Source organism: Oxalobacter paeniformigenes (assembly GCF_027158465.1).
Classification (GTDB): domain Bacteria; phylum Pseudomonadota; class Gammaproteobacteria; order Burkholderiales; family Burkholderiaceae_D; genus Oxalobacter; species Oxalobacter paeniformigenes.
Genome location: NZ_JAMKYL010000001.1, coordinates 43,909 through 69,347 on the forward strand (window position 1 = coordinate 43,909; position 25,439 = coordinate 69,347).

The 25,439-nt window shown below is 53.2% G+C and carries 25 protein-coding genes and 3 tRNA genes; 14 read left to right on the forward strand and 14 right to left on the reverse strand.

Going from position 1 to position 25,439, the window contains the following annotated elements; genetic code table 11:
* Positions 1 to 130 precede the first annotated feature (130 nt).
* Positions 131 to 207: transfer RNA gene (locus NAI64_RS00225), tRNA-Met, on the forward strand.
* Positions 208 to 359: 152 nt separating this feature from the next.
* On the opposite strand, the gene putP is transcribed toward NAI64_RS00225, so the two are convergent.
* The 4 genes from putP to NAI64_RS00245 all read right to left on the reverse strand — a co-directional run bounded on the left by putP (position 360) and on the right by NAI64_RS00245 (position 4,444).
* The gene (gene putP, locus NAI64_RS00230; RefSeq protein WP_269296668.1) at positions 360 to 1,850 is read right to left on the reverse strand and encodes a sodium/proline symporter PutP; all 1,491 of its coding nucleotides are present in this window, start codon (positions 1,848 to 1,850) and stop codon (positions 360 to 362) included.
* Between the two features lie 210 nt (positions 1,851 to 2,060).
* Positions 2,061 to 2,957 carry a radical SAM protein gene (locus NAI64_RS00235; RefSeq protein WP_269296670.1) on the reverse strand — a complete coding sequence of 299 codons (897 nt, stop codon included), beginning with the start codon at positions 2,955 to 2,957 and terminating at the stop codon, positions 2,061 to 2,063.
* Between the two features lie 190 nt (positions 2,958 to 3,147).
* The gene (locus tag NAI64_RS00240) at positions 3,148 to 4,077 is read right to left on the reverse strand and encodes an NAD-dependent epimerase/dehydratase family protein (protein ID WP_269296672.1); all 930 of its coding nucleotides are present in this window, start codon (positions 4,075 to 4,077) and stop codon (positions 3,148 to 3,150) included.
* Between the two features lie 291 nt (positions 4,078 to 4,368).
* Positions 4,369 to 4,444, reverse strand: a tRNA-Lys gene (locus tag NAI64_RS00245).
* Between the two features lie 85 nt (positions 4,445 to 4,529).
* On the opposite strand from NAI64_RS00245, the gene tsaD reads away from it, so the two are divergent.
* The gene (gene tsaD, locus NAI64_RS00250; RefSeq protein WP_269296674.1) at positions 4,530 to 5,558 is read left to right on the forward strand and encodes a tRNA (adenosine(37)-N6)-threonylcarbamoyltransferase complex transferase subunit TsaD; all 1,029 of its coding nucleotides are present in this window, start codon (positions 4,530 to 4,532) and stop codon (positions 5,556 to 5,558) included.
* Between the two features lie 13 nt (positions 5,559 to 5,571).
* Here the strand turns inward: tsaD and NAI64_RS00255 are convergent, their stop codons facing one another.
* On the reverse strand, positions 5,572 to 6,804 hold the full coding sequence (locus NAI64_RS00255) for an acetate/propionate family kinase (RefSeq protein ID WP_269296676.1): 1,233 nt from the start codon (positions 6,802 to 6,804) through the stop codon (positions 5,572 to 5,574).
* Between the two features lie 245 nt (positions 6,805 to 7,049).
* Between NAI64_RS00255 and rquA the strand changes: the two genes are divergently transcribed.
* The 12 genes from rquA (at position 7,050) to NAI64_RS00315 (ending at position 19,020) form a co-directional block, all read left to right on the forward strand.
* Positions 7,050 to 7,811, forward strand: a complete 762-nt coding sequence (gene rquA, locus NAI64_RS00260; protein ID WP_269296678.1) for a rhodoquinone biosynthesis methyltransferase RquA — start codon at positions 7,050 to 7,052, stop codon at positions 7,809 to 7,811.
* A 135-nt stretch (positions 7,812 to 7,946) separates the two neighbouring features.
* Entirely contained in the window at positions 7,947 to 8,186 is a 240-nt protein-coding gene (gene rpsP / locus NAI64_RS00265; protein ID WP_269296680.1) for a 30S ribosomal protein S16, read from the forward strand.
* 14 nt (positions 8,187 to 8,200) lie between these two features.
* On the forward strand, positions 8,201 to 8,746 hold the full coding sequence (rimM, locus tag NAI64_RS00270) for a ribosome maturation factor RimM (RefSeq protein ID WP_269296682.1): 546 nt from the start codon (positions 8,201 to 8,203) through the stop codon (positions 8,744 to 8,746).
* 46 nt (positions 8,747 to 8,792) lie between these two features.
* Positions 8,793 to 9,560: a tRNA (guanosine(37)-N1)-methyltransferase TrmD gene (trmD, locus tag NAI64_RS00275; RefSeq protein WP_269297953.1), complete on the forward strand. Its 768-nt coding sequence runs from the start codon at positions 8,793 to 8,795 to the stop codon at positions 9,558 to 9,560.
* A 102-nt stretch (positions 9,561 to 9,662) separates the two neighbouring features.
* Positions 9,663 to 10,040, forward strand: coding sequence for a 50S ribosomal protein L19 (gene rplS / locus NAI64_RS00280; RefSeq protein WP_269296684.1), 378 nt, complete (start codon positions 9,663 to 9,665; stop codon positions 10,038 to 10,040).
* A 68-nt stretch (positions 10,041 to 10,108) separates the two neighbouring features.
* Complete coding sequence (locus NAI64_RS00285; RefSeq protein WP_269296686.1) at positions 10,109 to 10,777, forward strand: CoA pyrophosphatase; 669 nt, start codon at positions 10,109 to 10,111, stop codon at positions 10,775 to 10,777.
* A 134-nt stretch (positions 10,778 to 10,911) separates the two neighbouring features.
* Positions 10,912 to 11,853, forward strand: a complete 942-nt coding sequence (locus NAI64_RS00290) for a CobD/CbiB family protein (protein WP_269296688.1) — start codon at positions 10,912 to 10,914, stop codon at positions 11,851 to 11,853.
* Between the two features lie 55 nt (positions 11,854 to 11,908).
* Positions 11,909 to 14,149: a RelA/SpoT family protein gene (locus tag NAI64_RS00295; RefSeq protein WP_269296689.1), complete on the forward strand. Its 2,241-nt coding sequence runs from the start codon at positions 11,909 to 11,911 to the stop codon at positions 14,147 to 14,149.
* Positions 14,150 to 14,284: 135 nt separating this feature from the next.
* Positions 14,285 to 14,479 carry a hypothetical protein gene (locus tag NAI64_RS00300; protein ID WP_269296691.1) on the forward strand — a complete coding sequence of 65 codons (195 nt, stop codon included), beginning with the start codon at positions 14,285 to 14,287 and terminating at the stop codon, positions 14,477 to 14,479.
* 79 nt (positions 14,480 to 14,558) lie between these two features.
* The gene (locus NAI64_RS00305; RefSeq protein ID WP_269296693.1) at positions 14,559 to 14,930 is read left to right on the forward strand and encodes a hypothetical protein; all 372 of its coding nucleotides are present in this window, start codon (positions 14,559 to 14,561) and stop codon (positions 14,928 to 14,930) included.
* 187 nt (positions 14,931 to 15,117) lie between these two features.
* Positions 15,118 to 16,428: a hypothetical protein gene (locus tag NAI64_RS00310; RefSeq protein ID WP_269296695.1), complete on the forward strand. Its 1,311-nt coding sequence runs from the start codon at positions 15,118 to 15,120 to the stop codon at positions 16,426 to 16,428.
* Positions 16,429 to 16,833: 405 nt separating this feature from the next.
* Complete coding sequence (locus tag NAI64_RS00315; protein ID WP_269296697.1) at positions 16,834 to 19,020, forward strand: malate synthase G; 2,187 nt, start codon at positions 16,834 to 16,836, stop codon at positions 19,018 to 19,020.
* Between the two features lie 244 nt (positions 19,021 to 19,264).
* Here NAI64_RS00315 and NAI64_RS00320 read toward each other — a convergent pair.
* The 9 genes from NAI64_RS00320 to dusB form a co-directional block, all read right to left on the reverse strand.
* A tRNA-Leu gene (locus NAI64_RS00320) sits at positions 19,265 to 19,351 on the reverse strand.
* A 55-nt stretch (positions 19,352 to 19,406) separates the two neighbouring features.
* Positions 19,407 to 19,712 (reverse strand): antibiotic biosynthesis monooxygenase family protein, encoded by a 306-nt coding sequence (locus NAI64_RS00325; RefSeq protein WP_269296699.1) that lies wholly within the window; start codon positions 19,710 to 19,712, stop codon positions 19,407 to 19,409.
* A gap of 80 nt (positions 19,713 to 19,792) precedes the next feature.
* Entirely contained in the window at positions 19,793 to 20,203 is a 411-nt protein-coding gene (gene mutT / locus NAI64_RS00330; RefSeq protein ID WP_269296702.1) for an 8-oxo-dGTP diphosphatase MutT, read from the reverse strand.
* The gene (gene ruvB / locus NAI64_RS00335) at positions 20,200 to 21,264 is read right to left on the reverse strand and encodes a Holliday junction branch migration DNA helicase RuvB (protein ID WP_269296703.1); all 1,065 of its coding nucleotides are present in this window, start codon (positions 21,262 to 21,264) and stop codon (positions 20,200 to 20,202) included. Before ruvB ends, mutT begins: the two co-directional genes overlap by 4 nt.
* 24 nt (positions 21,265 to 21,288) lie before the next feature.
* A complete protein-coding gene (gene ruvA, locus NAI64_RS00340; RefSeq protein WP_269296704.1) occupies positions 21,289 to 21,870 on the reverse strand; it encodes a Holliday junction branch migration protein RuvA in 582 nt (193 codons plus the stop codon).
* Positions 21,871 to 21,905: 35 nt separating this feature from the next.
* A complete protein-coding gene (ruvC, locus tag NAI64_RS00345) occupies positions 21,906 to 22,451 on the reverse strand; it encodes a crossover junction endodeoxyribonuclease RuvC (protein ID WP_269297954.1) in 546 nt (181 codons plus the stop codon).
* 57 nt (positions 22,452 to 22,508) lie between these two features.
* The gene (purH, locus tag NAI64_RS00350; protein ID WP_269296705.1) at positions 22,509 to 24,074 is read right to left on the reverse strand and encodes a bifunctional phosphoribosylaminoimidazolecarboxamide formyltransferase/IMP cyclohydrolase; all 1,566 of its coding nucleotides are present in this window, start codon (positions 24,072 to 24,074) and stop codon (positions 22,509 to 22,511) included.
* A gap of 45 nt (positions 24,075 to 24,119) precedes the next feature.
* Positions 24,120 to 24,353, reverse strand: a complete 234-nt coding sequence (locus tag NAI64_RS00355) for a Fis family transcriptional regulator (protein WP_269296707.1) — start codon at positions 24,351 to 24,353, stop codon at positions 24,120 to 24,122.
* A 57-nt stretch (positions 24,354 to 24,410) separates the two neighbouring features.
* Positions 24,411 to 25,397 carry a tRNA dihydrouridine synthase DusB gene (gene dusB / locus NAI64_RS00360; RefSeq protein ID WP_269296709.1) on the reverse strand — a complete coding sequence of 329 codons (987 nt, stop codon included), beginning with the start codon at positions 25,395 to 25,397 and terminating at the stop codon, positions 24,411 to 24,413.
* Between the last annotated feature and the right edge of the window lie 42 nt (positions 25,398 to 25,439).

The following is a 25,439-nucleotide window of genomic DNA, read 5'->3' on the forward strand; positions in this document are numbered from 1 at the left end:
AAGGTATCTGTATGGTCATGATGTGTTGTCATGAAAGGAAAAACATGCTGTCCCTGCCAGGGATATGACAGTTTTTTTGAAAAAGTATTGAATTTTTAAAAAAGCAAGATTATAATTTTGTTTTTACAGACGCGGGGTGGAGCAGTCTGGCAGCTCGTCGGGCTCATAACCCGAAGGTCGTAGGTTCAAATCCTGCCCCCGCAACCAGTTTGATACGCCGCTGAATTTTCAGCGGCGTTTTTGTTTTGTCCGTATGACACGCAAGCTAACCCGATGCCGGCGCCCGTTTTGTAGCGTATCGGGCTATCCGGCAGACGTAAAGTTGTTGCGAAACTGCGGTCTTTTTACGTTTCGACGGCTTATGTTTCGGAGTGATATGCCTTGTCCGCTTTTTCGAACTGGGACTGCATGGAAGCGGACGGCGGTTTGTCGAGCAGACTGGTGATGATGATGGCACAAGTACCGAAAATGAATCCCGGGATGATTTCGTACAGGCCAAGGTGATCCAGACAGGTTTTCCACAGGATGATGGTGGCGGCGCCGACGAAAATACCGGCAAAAGCGCCGTTTCGGGTCATACGTTTCCAGATCAGCGACAGCAGGATGACCGGGCCGAATGCAGCGCCGAAACCGGCCCATGCATAGGCGACAAGGCTCAGTACCTTGTTGTCCGGATTGAAGGCGATGACGATGGCGACAAGCGAAATCAGCATGACCATGAGACGACCGGTCCAGACCAGTTCGGTTTGCGATGCTTTCGGTCGCAAAAAGGCGCGGTAAAAGTCTTCTGTCAGGGCGCTGGAGCATACCAGCAGCTGGCAGCTTAATGTACTCATGACGGCGGCCATGATGGCGGACAGAATGATACCGGCGATCCATGGATTGAACAGGATTTTTGTCAGTTCCATGAATACGGCTTCATTGTTTTGCATGACGCCGCCTGCCAGTGCGGGATTGTGAAAGAAATAGGCGATGCCGAAGAAACCGGTCGCTATGGCGCCAGCCAGACAGAGAATCATCCATGTCATACTGATACGGCGTGCCTTCGGTATCGAACGGACGGAATCGGCTGCCATGAAGCGGACCAGGATGTGCGGTTGCCCGAAATAACCCAATCCCCATCCCAGCAGGGAAATGATCGCCACGAAGTCCAGTCCCTTGAACATGTCGAGTTTGGTGGGTGCTTCCGACTGGATGGTCGCCACGACGGTTGAAAGGTCGCCTACGGCCAGCATGGAAAAGATCGGTGTGATGAGCAGGGCGAAAATCATCAGGGTCGCCTGAACCGTATCGGTCCAGCTGACAGCCAGAAATCCCCCGATGAATACATAGGTGATCGTGGCGAAAGCGCCGATCCAGAGTGCGGTAGTGTAAGGCAGGCCGAAGGTGCTTTCGAACAGGCGCGCGCCGGCGACCATCCCGGAAGAGCAGTAAATGGTGAAGAAAATCAGGATGACGAAAGCGGAAAGTATGCGCAGGATACGGCTGGTGTCTTCAAAACGGTTGGTCAGGTAGTCGGGCAATGTCTGGGCGTTGCCGCAATATTCGGTATGGACACGCAGGCGTCCGGCGACCAGAAGCCAGTTGAACCATGCACCGACGATCAGGCCGATGGCGATCCAGCTTTCCGAAAGACCGGACAGAAAGACAGCGCCCGGCAATCCCATGAGCAGCCATCCGCTCATGTCGGATGCGCCGGCGGACATGGCGGTGACGAAACTGCCGAGGCGCCGACCGCCCAGAATATAGTCGGACAGATTGCGTGTCGCACGATAGGCGATGAACCCGATGAGGGTTGTCGCGACGATATAAACGATGAAGGTTACAAGAAGGGGGGTATCCACAGTCATGCCAGATGATCCGGTAATGGTCGAATAAAACGGCACATTAAAACAAATTATTCGGCAATATGCCAGTCCTGTGAAGGTTTTGCGTGCCGCTGCATGACCGGACAATACGGCAGATTTCCGTTTTTTGCCGACAAACGGTATCGCGGACGGGTGTCGGGATTCCGGCGATACCGGTTTCGGCTGGCGAAATGGCCAGTGCCAGCGGTCAGTCTAGAATGGTCTGATCCATTCCGGACGGAGATGAGCTTGTTCGGGATGCTCGATGGCCAGATCGATTTCCTGCAACAGACGTTCCTTGTCTTTGCCGAGAGTGCCTCTCAGGACAAGCTGGTTGGATGCATGATCGCTTCTGAAAATGGTCGATTTCAGTTCGAGTGCGCCGACAAATTGCCGGATTTCCTTGAAGCGTTCATGCTGGTTCATCTTGATGAATTGGCCGTTGTATCCTTTCTGGAAACGTTCCTCGCCATGCGGCAGGTTCAGAACCAGTGCCGCCAGAAATTCGGGTTGGGTTTTGTTGGCGAGTAATGCAGAATTCAGGGCATGTTGTTCGCTGAAACGGGTGCCGCCGACGCCGTTGATGATCATGACGGAACGCCGGATGCCGGCATCGGCAAGCCGGTTGAGTGCGTCGACGGTCGACTGGTGCGTTTCTCCCTTGTTGATACATTTGAGAACGTAATCGTCACCGGATTCGGCGCCGACATAGACTTGTTTCAGACCTGCCGCACGCAGAGCCCTGAGTTCTTCGTCCGTTTTGCGGGTGACGTTGCGCGGCGAACAGTAGGAAGCGACCCGCGTGACTTCCGGCAAGTATTCGCGAATGGTGTCGAGGATGGTCAACAGCCTTTTGGCGGGCAATGCGACGACGTCACCGTCAGCCAGAAATACCCGCTGGATGCCGGAATAATGCCGGCTGAACCATTCGATTTCCTTTTTGACGTCTTCTTCGGGTTTGACCGAAAAGCGTTTCTGGGGCTGGGTGTACATATCGCAATAGGTACATTTGTTCCAGCTGCATCCGTTGGTGACTTGCAGGATGAGTGAATTGGCTTCGCTTGGCGGTCTGAAAACGGGATCGATATAACTGACGGGAATGTATTGCATGACATGAATGACGGATTGAAACGGGCCTCATTGTATCACTGTGTTTTTTTGTCCGGCGCATGATGCGGGAAACGGTTTGTCCCGTCGCCGGCATTGTGTGCAGGCAAGTACAGGTTGTGGTGGGGGTGATGTGATGCAGGCGAAAAGACAGTTCCGGTACGGCCGCTTGCCGTACCGGAAGAATGGCGGTTTACAGCTGGGCGCGGACCTTGTCGGCCGAGATGTTCAGGGCCGCCGACAAGTTGGCGATGGCATCCTGTCGGGAAAGATTGGTTTTGAAGTTCAGCAGTTTTTCCGCTTTTTCGATGGACAATGGCCAGTCGTCCGTCAGAAAGGCGCTGCCTTGCCACTGTGACGGATCGATGGCGACGACTTTTGCATCGGGGTTGACGAGTTGCGTGATCAGTTTCGCCACATCTTCCCATGTCAGGTAAATGCTGGCGGCATTGAACAGTTCACCCTTGATGTCGCTGAAGAAGATCGCCAGCACGAGGGAAACGAAATCGTCGAGTTGCAGGAAGCTGCCGCCGCTGCCGCCCGGGACTTCGATGCGGCCTTTTTCGATGGCGTCACGGATCATGGCACGGATGTTTCTGCCGCCGATGACGTCGCCATAGGCGTACCAGACCATGATGTTGTTGACCTGAAGATTGTGCTGGACTGCATAGATTTTGCTCAATTCTTCAGTAGCCAGTTTGGCAAGTGCATAAACCGGATTGCGAGAGATGGCAACCAGATGTGCCTGATCTTCCCTGACCGGGTGGGAAAGCGGTTTGCCATAGGAAACGGCGGTCGTGGTGTTGACGACGTGCCTGACGCCGTATTCGACGGCGGCGTCAAGCAAATACTGGTAGCCTTTGACATCGGTATCGAGCAGGTCTGGCAGATTGTCGGCGAAGCTCCATGCCAGATGGATGATCGCATCGACTCCCTTGACGGCGGATCGGACGAATTCCTTGTCGGCCAGATCGCCGCAACAGGTTTCGATGCCGTTTTCGCTGAATTGCGCCAGACCGTCGTTGTCGCGATCCAGTACGCGTATTTCATGGCCGAATGAAACAAGCTTGCGGATAATGTGCGGTCCCATGTTTCCGCAACCACCGGTGACAAGAATTTTCATGATGTTCCTTTTTTGAAAGTGTGGTTGAGTCCGGTCGGCACAAAGGGTGCCGGTGTGCGATGGCGTTCCGTCCGGTCTGACGGCGCGTTTTCATTTTAATGGATGCAGGGTTTTCGGAAAACGGGAAAATGGGGCAATGCTTGGAAGGATAACGGTTTGTGCGGATTCCGGCGATATGCCGGTATTTACGTGGAAACAGGAGGATGGGCGAAGGCCGGTATGGTGCGCGGCTCGGATGCAAAAGAATGCAAAAAAAAAATCCACCGACATTGTCGGTGGATTTTCATGTTCTGGTAGGCCGTGGGCGGCTCGAACGCCCGACCAACGGATTAAAAGTCCGCTGCTCTACCAACTGAGCTAACGACCCGAAAGAACTGCATTATAGCGATAGATGGATGAACCTGTCAATATGTTGATAAAATAATGTCTTTATTTTTGTACAAAAATTTCTCATGATCGTTCTGGGTATTGAGTCGTCCTGCGACGAAACGGGTATCGCGATATACGATACGGAAAAGGGACTTCTGTCTCATGCGCTGTATTCACAAATCGCCTTGCACGCCGAATATGGCGGTGTGGTGCCGGAACTGGCCTCGCGTGACCATATACGCCGTATCGTTCCGCTGGTCGAACAGGCTTTTGAAAAGGCTGGCCTGAAACCGGATGCGATCGATGCGATCGCCTATACCCAGGGACCCGGACTGGCGGGCGCCTTGCTGGTCGGCAGCTCGATGGCGGCCAGTCTGGGGATGGCGCTCGGGAAACCGCTGATCGGGGTGCATCATTTGGAAGGCCATCTGCTTTCACCGTTGCTGGCGAAAAATCCGCCGGTTTTTCCTTTCGTCGCCCTGCTGGTGTCCGGCGGACATACCCAGTTGATGCGAGTGGACGAAGTCGGACGGTATGAATTGTTGGGCGAGACGCTTGACGATGCGGCTGGCGAGGCATTCGACAAATCCGCCAAATTGCTGGGGCTGGCTTATCCGGGCGGACCGGAAATATCAAGGCTGGCAGAACGCGGCAGACCGGATGTTTTCCATTTGCCGCGCCCCATGTTGCATTCGGGGGATTTGAATTTCAGCTTTTCGGGTTTGAAGACGGCGGTGTTGACGACGCTGAAAAAAGAAGTGCATCCGGAAGATGATCAGGTACGTGCCGATATCGCACGTGCTTTTGTCGATGCGATTGTCGATGTACTGGCAGCCAAATGTGCGCAGGCATTGCGACAAACAAAGCTCAGACAGCTGGTCGTGGCGGGCGGCGTCGGCGCCAACAGACAGTTGCGTGCAGCACTGGACAATATGGCGGCGCGACGTCGGTATCGAGTGTTTTATCCGGAACTGGAGTTTTGTACAGATAACGGTGCGATGATTGCCTTTGCCGGCGCCATGCGTTTGCTGCGCAATCCGGATGCCGCCCATATGGGATATGGCTTTACCGTCAAACCGAGATGGCCGCTGGAAGAATTGACGGCGGCCTGACCGATACTTCGGGTTATGCCTTTTTTTGCCGTTCCCGTTCGTATTGGGCCGACAGCCGTGCACCGTGACGGGCGATCATCAGTTCCTCGAATGTCGGCAGAATCCAGATGGAAACGGGGCTGGTGTCGGTACTGATTTTCAGTTCTCCCAGCCTGTTGGCGCGTTCATCCAGTTCGAGTCCCAGCCAGTCGAGTTGTTCGCAGATGGCGGCACGGATTTCCGGAGAACGTTCACCGATGCCTGCTGTGAATACAAAGGCGTCCAGACCACCGCAGGCCGCAGCCAGTGAACCGGTTTCGCGGACGACGCGGTAAACGAAAAGTTCGAGAGCTGTTTTTGCGGCGGGATCGTCGCTGGCCATGAGGTCGCGGACATCGTTGCTGATGCCGGATACGCCGAGGAGGCCGGATTCCTGATAAAGCAGTGTTTCCAGATCATGGGCGTTCATGTTTTCGTATTGCAGCAAATACAGGATGACACCAGGATCGAGCTGGCCGCATCGTGTTCCCATCACCAGACCGTCCAGAGCGGAAAATCCCATGGTGCTGGCGACGCTTTTGCCGCCGACCATCGCGCACATGCTGGCACCGCTGCCCAGATGGGCGATGATGGTTTTCCCCATGGCAGCATGCATGTCGATATGTTTCAGTTCCATGCTGACATATTCAAAGGACAATCCGTGAAAACCGTAGCGTTGCAGTCCCTTGTCTGTCAGGGATTGCGGCAGACCATACAGTCGCGAGATGGGCGGGTTGGTTTTATGAAAAGACGTGTCGAAGCAGACGATCTGGCACAGGCCGGGGTAGCGCGCTGCCAGCGTGTCGATGACCTTGAGGATGCGCGGCTGGTGCAGTGGCGCCAGAGGAACGAGGGTTCGCAGATTTTCCAGAATTTCCGGCGTGACGATGATCGGTTCGTCATAAAGCGTACCGCCATGGAGCATCCGGTGGCCGACTGCGCTCAGGTGGTTGGGCGCGAGGAAATTTTCGATCCATTCGATCAGGAATGCCAGCAGCGTTTCCAGCGGTTCGCAGGTCGTCCACCGGTGTTCGTCCATTTTGTATTTGTCGTCGTCGTAGGCGATGAAGTATGGCTTGTCGCTGCCGATGCCTTCGATGCCACCATCGGTTTTGCGTTCAAGACGTCCGTCATCTGTTTCGGCGAACAGGGAGTATTTCAGACTGGATGAGCCGGCATTGATGACGGCGAAAAAACGCTGTCCGGAAAGGTGGTGTGCATCATTCATCGGTTTTCTCCTGCACGGAAGTTGGCGAAAGCGTCATGCGGTATGGTGTTGATACTGATTGCAATAATAGCCCGAGATTGCCGGTATCCGTCCGGTTTTTCGGAAAAGTGCGGATTTTTCCATGTGTAAAAGGACGGCGAAGACCTGCACGGTTTTGTCTAGCATTGGCTGAAATGGGATAAAATCGGCACATTATGATTTAAAGTACAGTGTGGCTGGCATCGAATGCGGCTGCCGGATGGTGCATGAAGGTATCGGATCCAATTCCAGACAATACAGAAAGACCGGTCGACAAACCGGCGGTTGCGTTCGTGCAATCGGTCGTACCGGTTGAAACGCCGGGGTATTTGCACAAGATATACTGGTGGGCATATGAGCATCCGCTGGCTGTGCGCTTCTGGGATCACGGTTTTTTGATCAATTTCATTTTGCTGGGCAATTACGATCGTCTGGTCGATGCGGTTCTGGATGAATTCGAAAATGGGCTTTCGGGAGATACCCTGCAAATTTCGTGTGCTTACGGAAAGCTTACCCCCCGGCTGGAAGGCAGGCTGAACGACGGTGCACGGCTCGATGTCATCGATGTCCTGAATGTCCAGCTGGAAAATGTCCGGAAAAAACTGAAATGGCCTGATGAGCGGGTCAGGCTGATCCAGTGCGATGCAACGCATCTGGATTGTCCGGATGCATCATATGACCAGGCGTTGATGTTTTTTCTGCCGCATGAATTGCCGGAAGACCGGCGACGCATGGCGATGTCGGAAGCGCTGCGTGTGGTCAAGCCGGGCGGAAAAGTCATTTTCGTCGAGTTCCACAAACCGACATGGTGGCATCCCTTGCGATTATGGCAACGTCTGGTGTTTTTGTTGTTCGAGCCGTTCGCCACGGATATGTGGCGCCATGAACTGGCGTATTATCTGCCGGAGTCTCCTGCCTGCACTGTCGAAAGGCATGAAACCTATTTCGGAGGTCTGTACCAGAAGCTGGTATTGGTCCGGAATGACTGACAGACGGTATGCTCTTGCGACAGGATGATTTTCTGGTCGCAGCAGCCGGACTTTGTCGCAAATAAGCTATTGCTTTGACACGAATTCGGATATAATCTCAAGATTTTTCCGTTTGAACTTTTTTTTGGAAGACTCATGGTCGTTATTCGTTTAGCTCGTGGTGGCGCCAAAAAGCGTCCTTTTTATCAAATCGTTGCAGCCGATTCCCGTAACCGTCGTGATGGACGTTTCATCGAACGTCTGGGTACCTACAATCCGTTTGCGGCAGAACATGAACAGGGTATCCGTATCGCAACCGATCGTCTGACCTACTGGCAGAGCGTCGGCGCCAAATTGTCCCCGACGGTCGCACGTCTGGTTGCAGCCGCCAAGTAATTTCTGTCTCACGTTTGAAAGCGTTGGAAAACGTTCAGTTGCCGATTCCCGGCGATCTGGTCGAAGTCGGTCATGTCAGCGGTGCATATGGAATCCGTGGCTGGGTCAGGGTGCATCCCTATTCCGCCGAGGCGGAAGCGCTGCTGACGGTCAGGACGTGGTGGCTGGATTTGCCTGTGTGCCATGAGATTCGTGTCGTTCAGGCACGATGGCAGGGCGATGAAGTCGTTGCCCGTTTCGACGGGGTGAATGATCGCAATGCGGCAGAAGCGCTGCGCGGTGCCGTTGTCCGTATTTCGAGAGGCCATTTTCCTTCGCTGGAAGAAAACGAATATTACTGGGTCGATCTGATCGGTCTGTCCGTTTTCAATTTGCGCGGGGAGTCTTTGGGAATCGTCAAGGGACTCATGGATAACGGTGCGCATCCTGTTTTACGGGTGGATACCGTCATGCCGGACGGGCGCAACAAGGAGTTGCTGATCCCGTTTGTCAGCCAGTATGTAACTGCGGTTTCGCGTGAAGACCGGAAGATAACGGTTGACTGGGAACGCGATTACTGATGGCGAAAGCGATCAGTCAGGTGGTGACTTTACGGAAAGGGCGGCGATGCAGTTCGATGTGATTACCCTGTTTCCGGAAATGTTTTCCGTACTGACGGGCTCCGGTATTACCCGAAGGGCATTTGAAGAAAAACGCTGTTCCCTGACCTTGTGGAATCCACGTGATTTCACACATGACAGACATCGCACGGTGGATGATCGTCCGTATGGCGGTGGTCCAGGCATGGTCATGATGGCGCAGCCGCTCGATGCCGCGATCGTCGCCGCAAAAGACAGGTTGTCCCGGACCGGAATCGAAGGCGCACCGGTCATTTATCTGTCTCCACAGGGGAGGCCGCTGGATCACGAAAAGGTCATGGCGTTATCGTCTGTTTCCGGCATGATCTTGTTGTGCGGAAGGTATGAAGCGGTCGATCAGCGTCTGATCGAGAAGCATGTCGATGAGGAAATCAGTCTCGGTGACTTCGTGTTGTCCGGAGGCGAGATTCCGGCCATGGCATTGATGGATGCTGTCATCCGTCAGTTACCGGGTGTGTTGCATGATGAGCTGTCGGCGGTAGAAGACAGTTTCGTATCGGGGATTCTGGACTGTCCGCATTTTACGCGACCGCCGCAATATGATGGCGTCGCGGTTCCCGATGTCCTGATGACGGGCAATCATGCGGAAATCGCACGCTGGCGTCGTCGGCAGGCCTTGTTGATGACATTGCATAAAAGGCCGGATTTGCTTCGCAAGGCCGATGAAGCCGGAAAATTGTCCCCTGAGGACAAAGAGTTTTTAAGTCGTAGCAGTTGGTGTATAGTAGCGTCGTGAACGTCTGTTCACGTTTATTAACCGTCATCCTATACCGGGTATCGTCAAAATGACAAAAAAGGAATATTCCAGTACGCCGGCAAGATGGCTTTAGGAGTAGAAATGAATCTGATTGAGCAGTTAGAAAAAGAAGAAATCGAACGTCTGGGGAAAAACATCCCGGATTTCGCACCGGGCGACACGGTCGTCGTTAACGTGATGGTGGTTGAAGGTAACCGCAAACGTGCGCAGGCTTACGAAGGTGTGGTCATTTCCCGCCGCAATCGTGGCCTGAATTCCAATTTCATCGTTCGCAAGATTTCTTCCGGCGAAGGTGTGGAACGTACTTTCCAGCTGTATTCCCCGCTGATCGCTTCCATTGAAGTCAAACGTCGCGGTGATGTCCGTCGCGCCAAGTTGTACTATTTGCGTGAACGTTCCGGCAAGTCCGCACGTATCAAGGAAAAATTGCCCAGCCGGAGCGCAAAAAGCGCTGAATGATTGAACGAATGGTTCGATTGTGAAGGGGGCATCTGTGATGCCCCCTTTTTGCATTGTCGGGAGAGAACATGGCCAAATTGGGTTTTGATCCGGAAAAATTGCCTGTCGATTCGATCGGCAGCGGAGAGGCTGTGCCACAAGAACGTCTGAATCCGGAATGGATCAGGAAACGTTTTTCCAATCCACCGGCATGGACGCCGGAAATCAATGCAGAGCCGGCGTTTGTCCATCGTGACCGCTGGATTCCGGCAGCCGTTCTGGTGCCGCTGGTCAACCGGCAGGATGGTTTGTCACTGATGCTGACACAGCGTGCCTTGCATATGCATGATCATCCGGGGCAGATCAGCTTTCCGGGCGGACGTGTCGATCTGACCGACAGTACCCGTATCGAAACGGCATTGCGAGAAATGGAAGAAGAAGTCGGTATCGACCGCAGTCATGTCGACATTCTGGGAACGTTGCCCGAATACCGTACCGGCAGCGGGTATCGGGTCACGCCCGTTGTTTCCATCGTGACGCCACCTTTCGTGATACATACCAATCCGGATGAAGTGGCGGAAGTTTTCGAGGTGCCGTTCCCGTTTTTCATGAACGGTTCCAATTACCAGATCAGGTCGGCAGAATTTCCCAATGGTGCCGGCAGGCGGTCGTTTTATACGGTGCCGTATCGTAACCGCTTCGTCTGGGGGGCGACAGCAGGGATGTTGCGCAATCTGTACCATTTCCTGAAAGCGTAATGGTTTGACCGGTACCATCCGGTTCATGCAAGCGCAATTGCCGGCGCAAGACGGTTAAGCCGTGCGCCGGAGGCCATGCGATTATGTGTCTGCATGAGATATTGTATGAAAGAGGCGGCTCGACCGGAATTTCAATGATTTTTTTCTCGATTCTTTGTGCGTTGCTGATTGATCATTTCAGGCCCTCGCGTGCGGATAATCTTTTTATCGGGCTGATGCAATCGGTTGCATGTCGTGTCAGAAAATGGTGCGATGCACCCATGGCGCATCATGTCAGGGCAGGATGGGTCATGGCGGCTTCCTGTTTCGTACTTCCCGTGCTGGCCGTTTACTGGCTATGTCTGGCAGTGCATCCGTTTCTCGGATTGCTGTGGAATATTCTGGTTCTGTATATGTGCATGGGATTCAGACACTACAATCGTTGCTTTACGTCGATACAGATGGCGTTGCTAAACGGTGAAAATGTACAGGCACGGGATTTGCTCTCTGAATGGTGTCATGGCAGGATCGTTTGTGCCACTGATCCGGATGTGCCGGATCTTGTCATCGAAAAATCGTTGTTGACCGTTCTGAAAGATGTGTTCGGCGTCATTTTCTGGTTTGTCATGCCCCTGGGACCGGCCGGAGCCGTGTTTTATCGTATTGCGGCATGCCTGTACAAGGATGATGAAAACCGGTGGGATGGCGAGGATGCGTTCAGCCGTTTTGCAGAACGGATGTCGTACTGGATCAACTGGATTCCGGTCAGATTGATGGCCGTTTCGTTTGCGCTGATCGGTAATTTCGAGGCGACCCTTTATGAGTGGAAACATTTTTCGGCACGCTGGAAAAACAGCAATGTCGGCGTGTTGATGGCTTCTGCGGGAGGAGCGATGGGAATCCGGTTGGGAATCGCTCATGATGGCGGTTCGGGGGTGTATCGGGATCCGGTATCTGGCGAGATGACAGCCGACGAGGCAGGTGGCGGTACCGGAGAGTTGCCGACCATCCGGTTTTTGCAGAGCGCACTGGGATTGATATGGCGGACGTTGCTGTTGTGGCTTGTCATGCTTTTTCTTCTTACAATGGCACTGTGATGTGTCGCAGGTACAGAAAACTTTGGCGATAGTTATGGTAACGGTGGATTGAATTATGGTTTCTTCGGTACTGATTTCGGATGCAGTCGAAAATTTGACGGAAGGTCTTTCCAGCGCGGATGGCAAGCAGGTCATGGATGCTTATGCTTTTGCGCGGGAGGCCTATGCGGATCACAGCATGCGCAGCGGTCAGCCTGCGATCGAATTCTCGAAAAGTATCGGCCTGATTCTGGCCGAATTGAACAGCGATGCACAGACGCGTATTGCCGGTTTGCTGGCGGTTTTGCCCGAACACAACCCTGAAGCCGGCGCGCAGCTGGAAGCACGGTTCGGTGTGGAAGTCGACAATCTTGTGGACAGTGCCAGAAAATTGTTCAGATTGCGCGATCTGACAGGCAGTCTCGACGAAATCGGGCATGGCAAAAATGCCGCGCAGATCAGAAAAGCTCAGGCAGAGACGTTGCGCAAGATGTTGCTGGCGATGGCTGCCGATATGCGGGTCGTCATGATCCGGCTGGCCGCACGGATGGCTGCGTTGCGTTATCTGGCAAAGAAAAAGGAAGATAACGATGCCAGCCGTCATTATGCCAAGGAAACGCTTGAGATTTATGCGCCACTGGCCAACCGGCTGGGTATCTGGCAGGTGAAGTGGGAGCTGGAGGATCTGTCGTTCAGGTTCATTGACCCGGAAGCCTATCGCCGTATCGCGAAAAGTCTGGAAGAAAAGCGTACCGAGCGTGAAGAATTCATCCGGAAAATCATGGCACGGTTGCGTCAGGAACTGGATGCTGCCGGTATCAAGGCCGATGTGACCGGACGACCGAAACATATCTACAGTATTTATAACAAGATGCGCGGCAAATCGCTCGATTTTTCGCAAATGTATGATTTGCGCGCATTTCGTGTCATCGTTTCCGATATCAAGACCTGTTTTACGGTGCTTGATATGATTCACCGGCTCTGGACACCGATTCTCAAGGAATTCGACGACTATATTTCACGTCCGAAGCCGAACGGTTACCAGTCGCTGCATACGGTTGTGGTGGCGGAAAACGGACAACCGTTCGAAGTACAGATCAGGACGCAGGAAATGCATCGTTTGGCCGAGTTCGGTGTGGCTGCGCATTGGCGTTACAAGGAAACGGGTGGCTCGACGTTTGTCGCGCAGCAGTATGATGAAAAGATTTCGTTCTTGCGTCAGCTGTTGTCCTGGAAGACGGATGTCGATGATGCGGTGGCCGAAGAAGATTCTCATAAAGAGTGGGTGGAAAAAATCAAGGCGACCACGCTTGATGACAGGATTTATGCCTTGACGCCGCAAGCGCGGGTGATCGATTTGCCTCAAGGCGCGACGCCGATCGATTTCGCCTATCAGGTTCACAGCGATGTGGGCCACCGCTGCCGCGGCGCGCGCGTGGACGGTGTCATGGTGCCGCTCAATACGCCGTTGAAAAGCGGACAGACGGTCGAGATCATCACAGCCAAGGGCGCTGCGGGCAATATCGGACCGTCACGTGACTGGTTAAGTCCCGGATTTGCGGTCAATCCGCGTACGCATGCCAAGATACGGTCATGGTTCAACGGGATCGAGTATCAGGAAACGGTGGCCAGCGGCAGAACCATGATCGAAAAACTCTTGCAACGTGAAGGCAAGACGGCGGTCAATCTTGAGGAATTGGCGCGGAAACTGGCGTTTTCCAAGGTGGACGAAATGTTTTTCGCCGCCGGCAAGGAAAAGCTCAACATGCGAACGATCGAGATGGCGCTTCATGGTCAGGAAACCGTTCGGGATACGGGTAATAATGACGACATTATCCGCAAGAGCAAGGCATCCAGCGTCGCCAGCGGCGCGAAATCGGGTATTCTGGTTGTCGGTACGGAAGGACTGCTGACACAGATGGCCAAGTGTTGCAAACCGGCGCCACCTGATCCGATCGTCGGATTTGTCACGCGTGGTAAGGGAGTCTCCATCCATCGTCAGGATTGCAAGAATTTTCTGGAAATGGAGAAAAAAGCACCGGAACGGGTTATCCAGACGAACTGGGGGACGCCGGGGCCGGATACGGTATATCCTGTCGATATTTATGTGCTGGCAGGAGACAGGCAAGGCTTGTTAAGGGATATTTCCGACGTGTTCATGCGCGAAAAGATCAATGTGATCGGTGTACGGACACAGAGCAACAAGGGACAGGCGAGAATGTCTTTTACGGTGGAAATCGCATCGACAGAAAGTCTCGGGAAGGCGATGCAGCTGATCAGCGAAGTCGGCGGTGTCATGCAGGTGAAACGGCATTGACGGGACGGTTCACCGGGTTTGCCGGCTTGCCACCGCATGAAAGAATGCATAGGGTACGGTTTTAGCTGTTAAACTATTATCTGCATGCGAAAAATTTTTTACGCATGGCAAATGGTTAATGTACGATCAAAATCAATGAAAAAACTGCGTAAATTACACGTCTTTCTGGTGACGCTTCTGCTGGGTGGAGCGATCATGTCCTTTCGTCTGTTCGATGGCAATTTTTCTACAGAAAGCATTCATGAATGGGCACTGGATTCCCTGTTTCTTGCGGCGATCATAGGGTTTATCGCCGTCAAGTGGCTCAAACGGAAAGGCAAGCTGGATTAGGAGGTTTTCGTCGTACAGTTGTCATGCAGGCGTTTTTACATCTTGTCTTGCAGGGTACTGTCCGAAACGAAGTCATATCATGCCACCGCTCATACATATCAAGTCAGCCGGATTGCGGCGTTTTTTACTGTTTCTGGTGACGCCTTTTTATTTTCTGATCGTTTTCGGCATCCGGGTCGGACGATGTGTGGAATTGACGTTTGCCGATTTCAATGAAGTCTTTCGTGCCGTCTGGCGAGGCAATGTCGAGGAACAAAAACTCTTGCCTTGTCCTTTCTGTGGCGGCAAGGCCAATCCTGACGGGTGGCGAGCCAATGGTGGTGCTACCGGGCCGGCATGTGACCAGTGCGGTGCAACGGCTTGGTCCGTCTATACCTGGAACAATCGGGTGCCTGTGCCACCGGACAAGAACGTCTGCAAGGACGATACCGGTGAACACGATCCAACCTGATAGCAGGATTTTTCCCTTCTTTTCAATACCGCAATAACGATGAACCGTGGTGCTGTGCCGCGGTGGTACGGTATTGTCTGAATTGAATTGCTTGCGGTCTTTCTCTAGAATAACTTTTTTTTCACGAGTTTTAACCTTTTTTTAACCCGGTGGCGTATCTGCAGTACCGAGTTGTTGTGCCGCAAGTATGACTTTATCAAGATCTCCATGGATGACGGTCTATATTTCCGTCGCCGCTTCACTTGCCGCTCTGGTCAGCTGGATGGCCATGTCGAGCGAATCGATGATCCGTTTCGTCCGTGAGAACGGACCGATCGAAAATCTGACGCTTGTCGTCTATATCGTTGCCATCGCGCTCATTTTGTACAGCGGGCGTACAGTTCTGACGGTAAAGACCAGGGCGGCGATCGTGATATTGCTGGTGTATATGTTCATGCGGGAAGCGGATTTGCACAAGTCGTTGAGCGGTACCAGTATCCTGAAAATCAAGTTCTGGCTGGGCAGCCAGTTTCCCGTTACGGACAAATTGATGGCGCTGGCCATTCTGTTGCCGGTGTTGTGGGCGCTGTTTTATTTTATCCGTGGTTATACGCGGCGCTGGTGGTCCGATTTGTGTTTGAAAGACGGTTATGCCGTGGGTATTTTCGTGTTTTTCGCAGTGCTGGTCATTTCCAAGATTTTCGACCGCTCGCTGAACATGATGACCGAAATGTGGGGATGGCGCTTTCCGATGTGGGTGGAAGCGCTGGTGACCGGGCAGGAAGAATATCTCGAATGCATTTTGCCGCTTCTGATAACTGTCTCTTTTTATCAGTATCGTGAACGGCACAAAACGGTCATGATGATGCAGGCATCTCCCTGGATATCGGTCTATATGGCCTTGCTGACCTCGCTGGCGGCACTGGTGTGCTGGTGGATATTGCCACCGGTGGATATGCTGGAATTCGTGTCGGAAAACGGCATGATAGAGACCATGACGCTGGTTTTTTATGTCGTCGCCATTGTGGTTGTCATATTCGCCGGCACACAGATGAAGGGATCAACGAAATGTGCGGTTGTCATCATGCTGGCATATATGTGCATGCGCGAGATGGACTTGCACAAGTCTGTCAGCAGCGAGAGCATCCTGAAAAGCCGTTTCTGGCTGGGCAGCCATATTCCGGTGACGGACAAATTGCTGGCCATACTGATTTTGCTGCCGGTTCTCTGGATGCTGTTTTATTTCATCAGGCATTGTGCGGGTACATTTTTCCGTGAATTGTTCAACAAGGAAGGGCACGCGATTACCATACTGGTGTTTTTCGTTGTACTGGGGGTTTCGAAGTGCATCGACCGGTCGCTGAATGTATTGACGGAGCTTTACAAAATGCATTTTTCGGACTGGCTGGTTGCCTTGCAGGTTTCGCAGGAAGAATTTCTGGAATGCCTGTTGCCCATACTGATTATCGTTGCATGCTGGCAGTACATGCAGCACAGAAAGTGGTTGTCGGGATTCTAGTCGCGGATGATGAAATATGCCCGAAAGGAAACGGTTTTTGCGGAAAATGACCGGATAAGACGCTTTTTGTATAAGACGTACGGGGTGTTATACAAAAAATTGTGTGTCATGGACAGACTTTATTGCTAACATATATACCCGTGAAAAAAAGAAGCAACCCTTCTCCATGCGCACAAGTCGTGTTCACACAAGAATACGTGTTACAAACGGGTAATCAGACAGCTGTATCTGACAACGCATGATGGTGTTTATCCGGACAGGATGGCGGTAAGCGTCCGCTCCTGCTATTGCGCGGCAAAGAATGAGAAAACATTCGCGCCATCGCTTGTCTGCCAACCGGCATGGCATGCGGTGACGTCACTTAGTTGTCAATTCGCACAGGTTTGGATACAAGAGAAACGTTATATGACAGAACGTAAAAAATGTTATCGTTTACAGGTCGCTGAAAATCTGTATCGTTTTATCGAAGAGGAAGCATTGCCGGGTACCGGCATCGACAGTGATACTTTTTGGCGCGGTTTTGATGCAATTGTCGATGAAATGACGCAGAAAAACCGCGATTTGCTGGCAGAACGCGCAAGTCTTCAGGAAGAAGTGGACTGCTGGCATCGTCTGAATCCCGGTCCTGTCAAGGACATGAACGCCTACAAGCAGTTCCTGAAAGAAATCGGTTATCTGGTTCCTGTTCCGGAAAATGTCAGGATTGATCCGCAAAATATCGATGACGAAGTATCTGTACAGGGCGGACCGCAGCTTGTGGTGCCGCTGACGAATGCCCGTTATGTTCTCAATGCGGTCAATGCACGCTGGGCCAGCCTGTATGATGCCCTGTATGGATCGGATGCCATCAGTGAAGAGGGTGGTGCAGGAAAGAGCGGTCCGTACAATGCGGTCAGAGGCCAGAAAGTCATCGCTTATGCACGTGCCATGCTCGATGAATTCATCCCGCTGGCAAAAGGTTCGCATGGCGATGTCGTCAGATACTATCTCAAAAACAAACAGCTTGCCGCCGTATTGAAAGATGGCAGCGAAACGACGCTGAAACAGCCGGAATGGCTGGTTGGTTACAATGGCGATCCGGAAAATCCGTCTTCCCTGCTGTTCGTTCAGAATCACATGCATTTCGATCTGCTTTTCGACAAGAACGATCCGATTTGCGCAAGCGATCCGGCCGGGGTACGTGACATCATCATGGAAGCTGCCACAACGACCATTCTGGACTGCGAAGATGCCGTCGCGGCAGTCGATGCCGACGACAAGGTACTGGTTTACCGGAACCTTCTGGGTGTCATGAAGGGGGATCTGGAAGAAAACGTCACCAAGAACGGTACGACCTTCGTGCGCAAGATGAACGGTGACCGTGAGTATCTCTCCGTCGCAAACGGCGAAAAATTTTCTCTGCCGGGCCGCAGCCTGATTTTCGTCCGCAATGTCGGCCTGCTGATGCAGAACCCGGCTATTCTGGATTGTGACGAAAACGATATTTTCGAAGGCATCATGGATGCCGTCGTCACGACGCTGATCGTCAAACGTGATCTGCAAAACAGAATCAGTTCCCGTCGTGGTTCCATCTATGTTGTGAAACCGAAGCTGCATGGACCGAAAGAAGTGGCTTTCACCAACGAGCTGTTCAACAAGGTCGAGGCTTTGCTCGGATTGCCGCAAAATACCGTCAAGCTGGGTATCATGGACGAAGAACGTCGTACCAGTGCCAACCTGAAAGCTTGTGTGGCTGAAGTACCGAATCGTCTGGCCTTCATCAATACCGGGTTCCTTGACCGTACCGGCGATGAAATCCATACGTCGATGGAAGCCGGTCCGATGATCCGCAAGGGCGATATGAAGAAAACGCCATGGATCAACGCCTATGAAGTCAATAATGTTCAGGTCGGTCTGGAATGCGGCATGAGAGGCCGTGCACAGATCGGCAAGGGCATGTGGGCCGCTCCGGATCTGATGGCCGATATGATCGCCCAGAAGGGAGATCACTTGCGTGCCGGTGCCAATACGGCATGGGTTCCGTCTCCGACAGCTGCCGTTTTGCATGCGATGCATTATCATCAGGTCAATATCGAGGAAACACAGGCTGCGATGGAAAAACAGCCTTTCGTCGATGTTCTCGATGATTTGCTGACGATTCCGGTAACCGATACGCCGAACTGGTCTCCGGAAGAAATCCAGCAGGAACTCGACAACAATGCGCAGGGCATTCTCGGCTATGTGGTTCGCTGGGTCAATCAGGGTATCGGTTGCTCCAAGGTGCCGGATATTCGTGATATCGCCCTGATGGAAGACCGTGCCACGTTGCGTATTTCCAGCCAGCATATCGCGAACTGGTTGCGTCATGGCATCGCTACAGTTCCGCAGGTCATGAGTACCTTGAAGAGAATGGCTGCTGTGGTCGATCAGCAAAACGCGGGCGATCCGACCTATCGCAGGATGACGGATGATTTCACTCATTCTCCCGGATTCCGTGCCGCTTGCGATCTGGTATTCAGAGGGCTGTCGCAGCCGTCGGGTTATACCGATCCGCTGTTGCAGACGTGGCGTCAGAGAGCCAAGGAACAGTTCAAGTGTTCCTGTTGTTCGTGACAGGTGTTTATCGAGCACGCAAAAAACCGGGAGATACTCCCGGTTTTTTGTTTTTGAAGCGTATGCAAAAGGTATAAGACGTGGAATGGGGCTGATGACGGAATACGGAAATGCCGACTGGCCTGCGGATCGCGGTATAGGGCAAAACGGTTGCCGTTGCTGTTTCGGGAGGAAGGCAAATAAAAAAGCCCTGAAACGAAGCGTGTCTCAAGGCCAGCGGGTAAAGTTGCAAATTGCGATCGTCTGGTGCCGGGAGCCGGAATCGAACCGGCACGGTGTTTCCACCGGCAGATTTTGAGTCTGCTGCGTCTACCAATTTCGCCACCCCGGCGACGCCTGTGCATTATCGCTGATTTGCCTCCGAAGGGCAACAAAAACGCCGTTTTTCAGGCATTTTTTGTCGCGAAAATCGTAAAGTGTTCAACGATGGGCGGACGGGCGAAAAACGGCCCGACGACGCCACGCCATTGGGTGAAAGCGGGCGAACCGCGAAAATCGACAGTATGGTTTTCAAGGGTTTCCCAATAGTTCATCAGGACGTAGCGTTCGGGAGTTTCAATGCATTTGTTGATGCGGTAGCCGATGAAACCTTTTGAGGGCGCGATGTATGTCTGAATGCCATGCTGGATAGCCTGGTCGAATTCAGCCTGTTTGCCAGGCTGGATCAGAATATCGACGAGTTCGATGATCATGTTGTTTCCTGTCGGATAAAGACGGAGATTGTACCATCGATCGGCGTGGAGCGGATTTGGTGAAGGAGCGAAGGTTCCGGTCAGTGCGGGTAACGGTATTCATCCAGCCAGTGGAGCAGGGGAATCGTTGCAGGCAGCAACGGTTCGACATGGATGTCGCCTTGCCAGCAAAAAGCCTGTCCTTCGCGACTTTGCGGTATACCGTGCCAGTGGCGACTGATGAAAAAATGCAGGCGGACGTGGGCATGCGGATAGACGTATTCGACACAGCACCATGGGGAAGCCGACAAAATGGTAATGCCCAGTTCTTCCATGAATTCGCGTTTGAGTGCGTTTTCAACGGTTTCACCGGTTTCGACCTTGCCGCCCGGAAATTCCCAGTAACCTGCATATGGTTTGCCTGCCGGTCTTTGGGCCAGCAGGACATCGCCGTTTTCCTGCATGAGAATCCCGACGGCGACATCGACTGGAGAGTGTTTTGCTGAAGTCATTTCGTTGTCTCGTCCCACAGATCGCCGGTTTGGCTTGATGAAGGGGCCGCGATACCGAAATGACGATAAGTCGCTGTGGTAGCGATACGGCCGCGTGGTGTGCGTTGCAAATAACCCTGTTGTATCAAATAAGGTTCCAGTACATCTTCGATGGTATCGATTTCCTCGCCGATGGCGGCAGCCAGATTGGCGATACCGACCGGACCGCCGCTGAACTTGAAGAGTACCGCTTCAAGCAATTTGCGATCCATCAGGTCAAATCCAACCGGATCGACATCCAGCATTTTCAGGGCGGCATCGGCGATGTCACGGGTGATTTTTCCGGTGCCCTTGACTTCGGCATAGTCGCGTACGCGGCGAAGCAGTCGGTTGGCGATACGTGGTGTTCCTCGTGCACGGCGCGCGATTTCGCGGGCGCCATCCTGTACGATCGGTGCTTTCAGCAGCATGGCGCTGCGCGTTACGATACGGGTCAGATCGTCGATGTCGTAAAATTCCAGTCGTGCGACGACGCCGAAACGGTCGCGTAGCGGGTTGGTCAGCATGCCAGCCCGTGTGGTGGCGCCGATCAGGGTGAACGGTTGCAAGTCGAGCTTGACCGAACGGGCTGCGGGACCTTCGCCAATCAGGATGTCGATCTGGTAATCTTCCAGGGCAGGATAAAGGATTTCCTCAACGACAGGCGACATCCGGTGTATTTCGTCGATGAACAGGACATCGTTGGCTTCCAGATTGGTCAGGATGGCGGCCAGATCGCCTGCGCGCTCCAGCACAGGGCCGGAAGTCTGGCGCAGATTGACGCCCATTTCGCGGGCGATGATGTGTGCCAGCGTCGTTTTGCCGAGACCAGGCGGGCCGAACAGCAAGGTATGATCAAGCGCTTCCCCACGTTTTTTTGCAGCAGCGATGAAAATTTCCAGTTGCTCACGAGTTTTGTGCTGGCCGACGTATTCGTTCAGGAATTTTGGACGCAAGGCACGTTCGATCGCTTCTTCATTGGGAGACGCGGTTTTTGCGTCGATAAGTCGTTTTTCGCTGAAATCGTCGGTCTGGATGCTCATGTCGAATCCGTTGTATGTCGTTGCCTAACCTCTGGACAAGGCTTTCAGGGCCATTTTAATACCGTCTGGCACATTGCAGTCGTTCGGCAGCTGTTTCATGGCGAGCAGCGTTTCTTTTTCAGAATAACCCAGTGCCAGCAAGGCGTTTTGTATATCGGAGCGCGGATCGTCAGGTGACGGGCGTGTGGCGGCGGCGAGTGTCCCGCTATCGAGTTTTCCTTTCAGTTCCAGCAACAGCCGTTCGGCGGTTTTCTTGCCGATACCGGGGATACTCGTCAGTCGTGACGTGTCCTGCATGGCGACAGCCTGAGCCATATCCGTGACGGACAGTCCGGACAAAAGTGCCAGTGCGGTTCGTGCGCCGATGCCTGTAATACGGATCAGCTGACGGAACAACGCTCTTTCCTCAAGGTTGCCGAATCCGTACAGAATATGGGCGTCCTCGCGGATAGCGAGGTGGGTAAACAGCGTGACTTTTTCGCCGATGGCAGGAAGATTGTAAAACGTGCTCATGGGGACGTCGATTTCGTAACCGACGCCATGGCAGTCAACCAGCAGCTGTGGCGGGTTTTTCTGCAACAGGATACCGTGTATGCGACCGATCATGTTATGCAATCAGATAATGGGAAATCGTAAGTATATTACCGGATAAGTCTGCCGCGCCGGATACGGAATGACGTCAGATTGCCGAGTACAGCGGCTTTTTCCAGTGCCTGTACTGCATCGAAGCCATGCGCGTGGCAGATGGCGGCGCCCAGTGCGTCGGCAGCATCGCTGGCGGGCGCTCCCGGAAGCGACAGCAGGCGTTGTACCATTTCCTGAACCTGTTTTTTTTGTGCCTTGCCATGTCCGACGACAGCTTGCTTGATCTGCAATGCCGTGAATTCGTGAACGGTCAGTCCGGATGCAACCAGCGCACTGATAGCCGCACCGCGTGCTTGTCCCAGAAGCAGTGTGGATTGCGGATTGACATTGACGAAAACTTTTTCGATGGCTGCGCAGTCGGGTTGATATCGGGCGATGATTTCGCTGACACCGTCGAAAATGGTTTTCAGACGTAACGGCAGGCTTGCATCAGATGGCGTTTTGACGGTGCCGGATGCGATATAGCGCAGGGTCATGCCCTGTTTGTGGATCAGACCGAAACCGGTGGTTCTCAGACCTGGATCGATACCGAGGATTTTCATGGCGGTGCCTGTTGCAGGCAATGTGGATGTGCCGGCCATGAAAACCCCCGTTTCCCGTCAGTGACGGAAGTGGCGTACCGAGGTGAAGACCATGGCGATGCCGTGTTCATCGGCGGCGGCGATCACTTCGGGATCGCGGACGGAACCGCCTGGCTGGATAACGGCAGTCGCGCCGGCATTGGCGACGATGTCAAGGCCGTCACGGAACGGAATGAAAGCGTCCGAAGCGACGACGGAGCCTTTGAGGGACAGCCCGGCGTTGGCAGCTTTCATGGTGGCAGTACGCGCAGCGTCCACACGGCTCATCTGGCCGGCGCCGATGCCCAGTGCCATGCCGTTTCCGCAGAAGACGATCGCGTTCGATTTGACGAACTTGACGACTTTCGATGCGAACAGCATGTCTTGCATCTGTTGGGGAGTCGGTTGTTTTTTCGTGACGACTTTCAGATCGCCTGCAATGATATCCACGATGTCGGGAGACTGGACGAGCAGGCCGCCGCCGACGCGTTTGAGGTCGAATGTATTGGTATTGGTTCCCAGTGCGATCTGCAACAGACGCAGGTTTTTCTTGCGGTTGAAGATGCTCTTGGCTTCTTCGGTAAAGGATGGTGCGATCAATACTTCGACGAACAGTTTGGCGACTTCTTCGGAAGTACGGGCATCAAGTTCGCCATTGAAAGCGATGATGCCGCCAAATGCCGCTTCCGGATCGGTTTGCAGCGCTTTTTTGTAGGCTTCCAGCAAGTCCTTGCCGGTCGCGACGCCGCAAGGATTGGCATGTTTGATGATGACACAGGCAGGTTCGTTGAAATTCTTGACGCATTCCCATGCGGCGTCGGCATCGCTGATATTGTTGTAGGACAGTTCCTTGCCTTGCAGCTGACGATAGCTGGCCAGTGTACCTGGCGCGATGTTTCTTTCACGATAGAAAGCGGCGGACTGGTGCGGGTTTTCACCGTAACGCATATCCTGCACTTTTTCGAATTGAAGGTTCAGGATTTCCGGATAGGTCTGGCGGTTCTGGTGCTTCTTGTCCGCTTTCAGACTGGACATGTAGTTGGCGATCGCGCCGTCGTACTGTGCGGTATGGGCGAACGTTTTCTTGGACAGCTCGAAACGTGTGTCCATGGAAAGCGAACCGTCGTTCTTTTTCATTTCGGCGATGATGTCGCCATAGTCGGATGGATCGCAGACGACGGCGACATCGCGGTAGTTCTTCGCCGCGGAGCGCAGCATGGCAGGGCCGCCGATATCGATGTTTTCGATAGCGTCTTCCAGCGTGCAGTTTTCACGGGCGATGGTTTGCTGGAACGGATACAGGTTGACGACGACCATGTCGATGGTATGGATTCCCTGTTGTTCGATCGCGGAAATATGCGATGGCAAGTCGCGTCTTGCAAGAATGCCGCCATGAATCTTGGGGTGCAGCGTCTTGACGCGGCCGTCAAGCATTTCCGGAAAACCGGTGTAGTCGGCGACTTCGGTTACGGGTACGCCGTTTTTTTCAAGCAGTTCTGCTGTTCCGCCGGTAGAGAGGATCACCATGTTCATGGAAGCCAGTTCTCTGGCGAAATCGACAATACCTGTTTTGTCGGAGACGGAGATCAGGGCAAATCGAGTCATGATAGAAGAAATTGCAGTCAATAAAAGGTAAAAAGAGAGCGCTGGTTACAAAAGGCCGTGTTCCAGCAGTTTTTTCCGCAGGGTATTGCGGTTGATGCCCAGCATTTCTGCTGCATGGGACTGGTTGTTTTTGGCATGGGCCATGACAGCCATCAGGACAGGTTTTTCAACCGTACGCATAATCATGTTATAGACATCGGTTGGTTTCTGGCCGTCGAGATCATCGAAGTATTCCTGCAGGCTTTGCAGGATAACATCCTGAATATGCTCTTTGCTCATCTTGCATTTCCAATGGCTGCCGTGTATGGCATGCCGGTCAATCTGAATTACAAATTGTTATTGTACCCGTTCACCGTGTTCAAGTAGAGATATAAAGAAGCGATCGATCTCATTTATTTGCTGTTCACAGGTAACGGCGATGTTGGTTTTTTGCCGCAGTCGTTCGCCGTCTGGCAGATTCCGTGCATACCATCCGATATGTTTTCGGGCATTGCGAACGCCGATAGCCTCGCCGTAAAAATCGTAATGTTCCATCAGGTGTTCACGCAGAATCTGCCAGATTTCACGCCATGAAGGTTGATCAGGCAGGGTGCCGTGTTCAAGAAAACAGCCGATATCGCGAAAAATCCATGGATTTCCCTGCGCGGCGCGTCCGATCATGACGGCATCGGCTTTCGTGTATTCCAGTACGGCTTTTGCCTTGTGCGGCGAACCGATGTCGCCATTGGCGACGACGGGAATGGATACGCGTGATTTTACTTCGGCGATCGTATCGTATTCCGCATGTCCCCGATAGCCGTCGGCACGGGTGCGTCCATGCAGTGTGAGCATGGCGATACCGGCCGATTCCGCAATTGATGCGATGGCAGGTGCATTGATATGGTCGCGATCCCAGCCGGTACGGAATTTGAGTGTGACGGGAACGTCAACGGCTTGTATGACCGCATCGAGAATTTTGCCGACCAGCCGTTCGTCTTGCAAAAGGGCTGAACCGCACCAGTTGTTGCAAACCTTCTTCGCGGGGCATCCCATGTTGATGTCGATGATTTGCGCTCCCTGATCGACGTTGTAACGGGCGGCATCCGCCATGATGGTCGGGTCGGAACCGACGATCTGGACGGCGCGCGGTTCCTGTTCGCCGGCATGTACGATCCGTTTCCGGCTTTTGAGGGTGTCGCGCAACATCGGGTTGGCTGCTGCCATTTCGGATACTGCATAGCCTGCGCCCAGCCGTTTGCACAATTGGCGGAATGGACGGTCAGTGATGCCTGCCATCGGTGCAAGGATGAGATTGTTGGAAAGGGCATAGGGGCCGATTTGCATGATGGAAACAAAACGAAAAGAGGTTACCCGTGAAATGCCGGC

Bases quoted from the DNA above. Each gene is read 5' to 3' on its own strand.
- putP (WP_269296668.1), bottom strand. From the start codon at position 1,850: ATGACTGTGGATACCCCCCTTCTTGTAACCTTCATCGTTTATATCGTC.
- NAI64_RS00235 (WP_269296670.1), bottom strand. From the start codon at position 2,957: ATGCAATACATTCCCGTCAGTTATATCGATCCCGTTTTCAGACCGCCA.
- NAI64_RS00240 (WP_269296672.1), bottom strand. From the start codon at position 4,077: ATGAAAATTCTTGTCACCGGTGGTTGCGGAAACATGGGACCGCACATT.
- tsaD (WP_269296674.1), top strand. From the start codon at position 4,530: ATGATCGTTCTGGGTATTGAGTCGTCCTGCGACGAAACGGGTATCGCG.
- NAI64_RS00255 (WP_269296676.1), bottom strand. From the start codon at position 6,804: ATGAATGATGCACACCACCTTTCCGGACAGCGTTTTTTCGCCGTCATC.
- rquA (WP_269296678.1), top strand. From the start codon at position 7,050: ATGAAGGTATCGGATCCAATTCCAGACAATACAGAAAGACCGGTCGAC.
- rpsP (WP_269296680.1), top strand. From the start codon at position 7,947: ATGGTCGTTATTCGTTTAGCTCGTGGTGGCGCCAAAAAGCGTCCTTTT.
- trmD (WP_269297953.1), top strand. From the start codon at position 8,793: ATGCAGTTCGATGTGATTACCCTGTTTCCGGAAATGTTTTCCGTACTG.
- rplS (WP_269296684.1), top strand. From the start codon at position 9,663: ATGAATCTGATTGAGCAGTTAGAAAAAGAAGAAATCGAACGTCTGGGG.
- NAI64_RS00285 (WP_269296686.1), top strand. From the start codon at position 10,109: ATGGCCAAATTGGGTTTTGATCCGGAAAAATTGCCTGTCGATTCGATC.
- NAI64_RS00290 (WP_269296688.1), top strand. From the start codon at position 10,912: ATGATTTTTTTCTCGATTCTTTGTGCGTTGCTGATTGATCATTTCAGG.
- NAI64_RS00295 (WP_269296689.1), top strand. From the start codon at position 11,909: ATGGTTTCTTCGGTACTGATTTCGGATGCAGTCGAAAATTTGACGGAA.
- NAI64_RS00300 (WP_269296691.1), top strand. From the start codon at position 14,285: ATGAAAAAACTGCGTAAATTACACGTCTTTCTGGTGACGCTTCTGCTG.
- NAI64_RS00305 (WP_269296693.1), top strand. From the start codon at position 14,559: ATGCCACCGCTCATACATATCAAGTCAGCCGGATTGCGGCGTTTTTTA.
- NAI64_RS00310 (WP_269296695.1), top strand. From the start codon at position 15,118: ATGACTTTATCAAGATCTCCATGGATGACGGTCTATATTTCCGTCGCC.
- NAI64_RS00315 (WP_269296697.1), top strand. From the start codon at position 16,834: ATGACAGAACGTAAAAAATGTTATCGTTTACAGGTCGCTGAAAATCTG.
- NAI64_RS00325 (WP_269296699.1), bottom strand. From the start codon at position 19,712: ATGATCATCGAACTCGTCGATATTCTGATCCAGCCTGGCAAACAGGCT.
- mutT (WP_269296702.1), bottom strand. From the start codon at position 20,203: ATGACTTCAGCAAAACACTCTCCAGTCGATGTCGCCGTCGGGATTCTC.
- ruvB (WP_269296703.1), bottom strand. From the start codon at position 21,264: ATGAGCATCCAGACCGACGATTTCAGCGAAAAACGACTTATCGACGCA.
- ruvA (WP_269296704.1), bottom strand. From the start codon at position 21,870: ATGATCGGTCGCATACACGGTATCCTGTTGCAGAAAAACCCGCCACAG.
- ruvC (WP_269297954.1), bottom strand. From the start codon at position 22,451: ATGAAAATCCTCGGTATCGATCCAGGTCTGAGAACCACCGGTTTCGGT.
- purH (WP_269296705.1), bottom strand. From the start codon at position 24,074: ATGACTCGATTTGCCCTGATCTCCGTCTCCGACAAAACAGGTATTGTC.
- NAI64_RS00355 (WP_269296707.1), bottom strand. From the start codon at position 24,353: ATGAGCAAAGAGCATATTCAGGATGTTATCCTGCAAAGCCTGCAGGAA.
- dusB (WP_269296709.1), bottom strand. From the start codon at position 25,397: ATGCAAATCGGCCCCTATGCCCTTTCCAACAATCTCATCCTTGCACCG.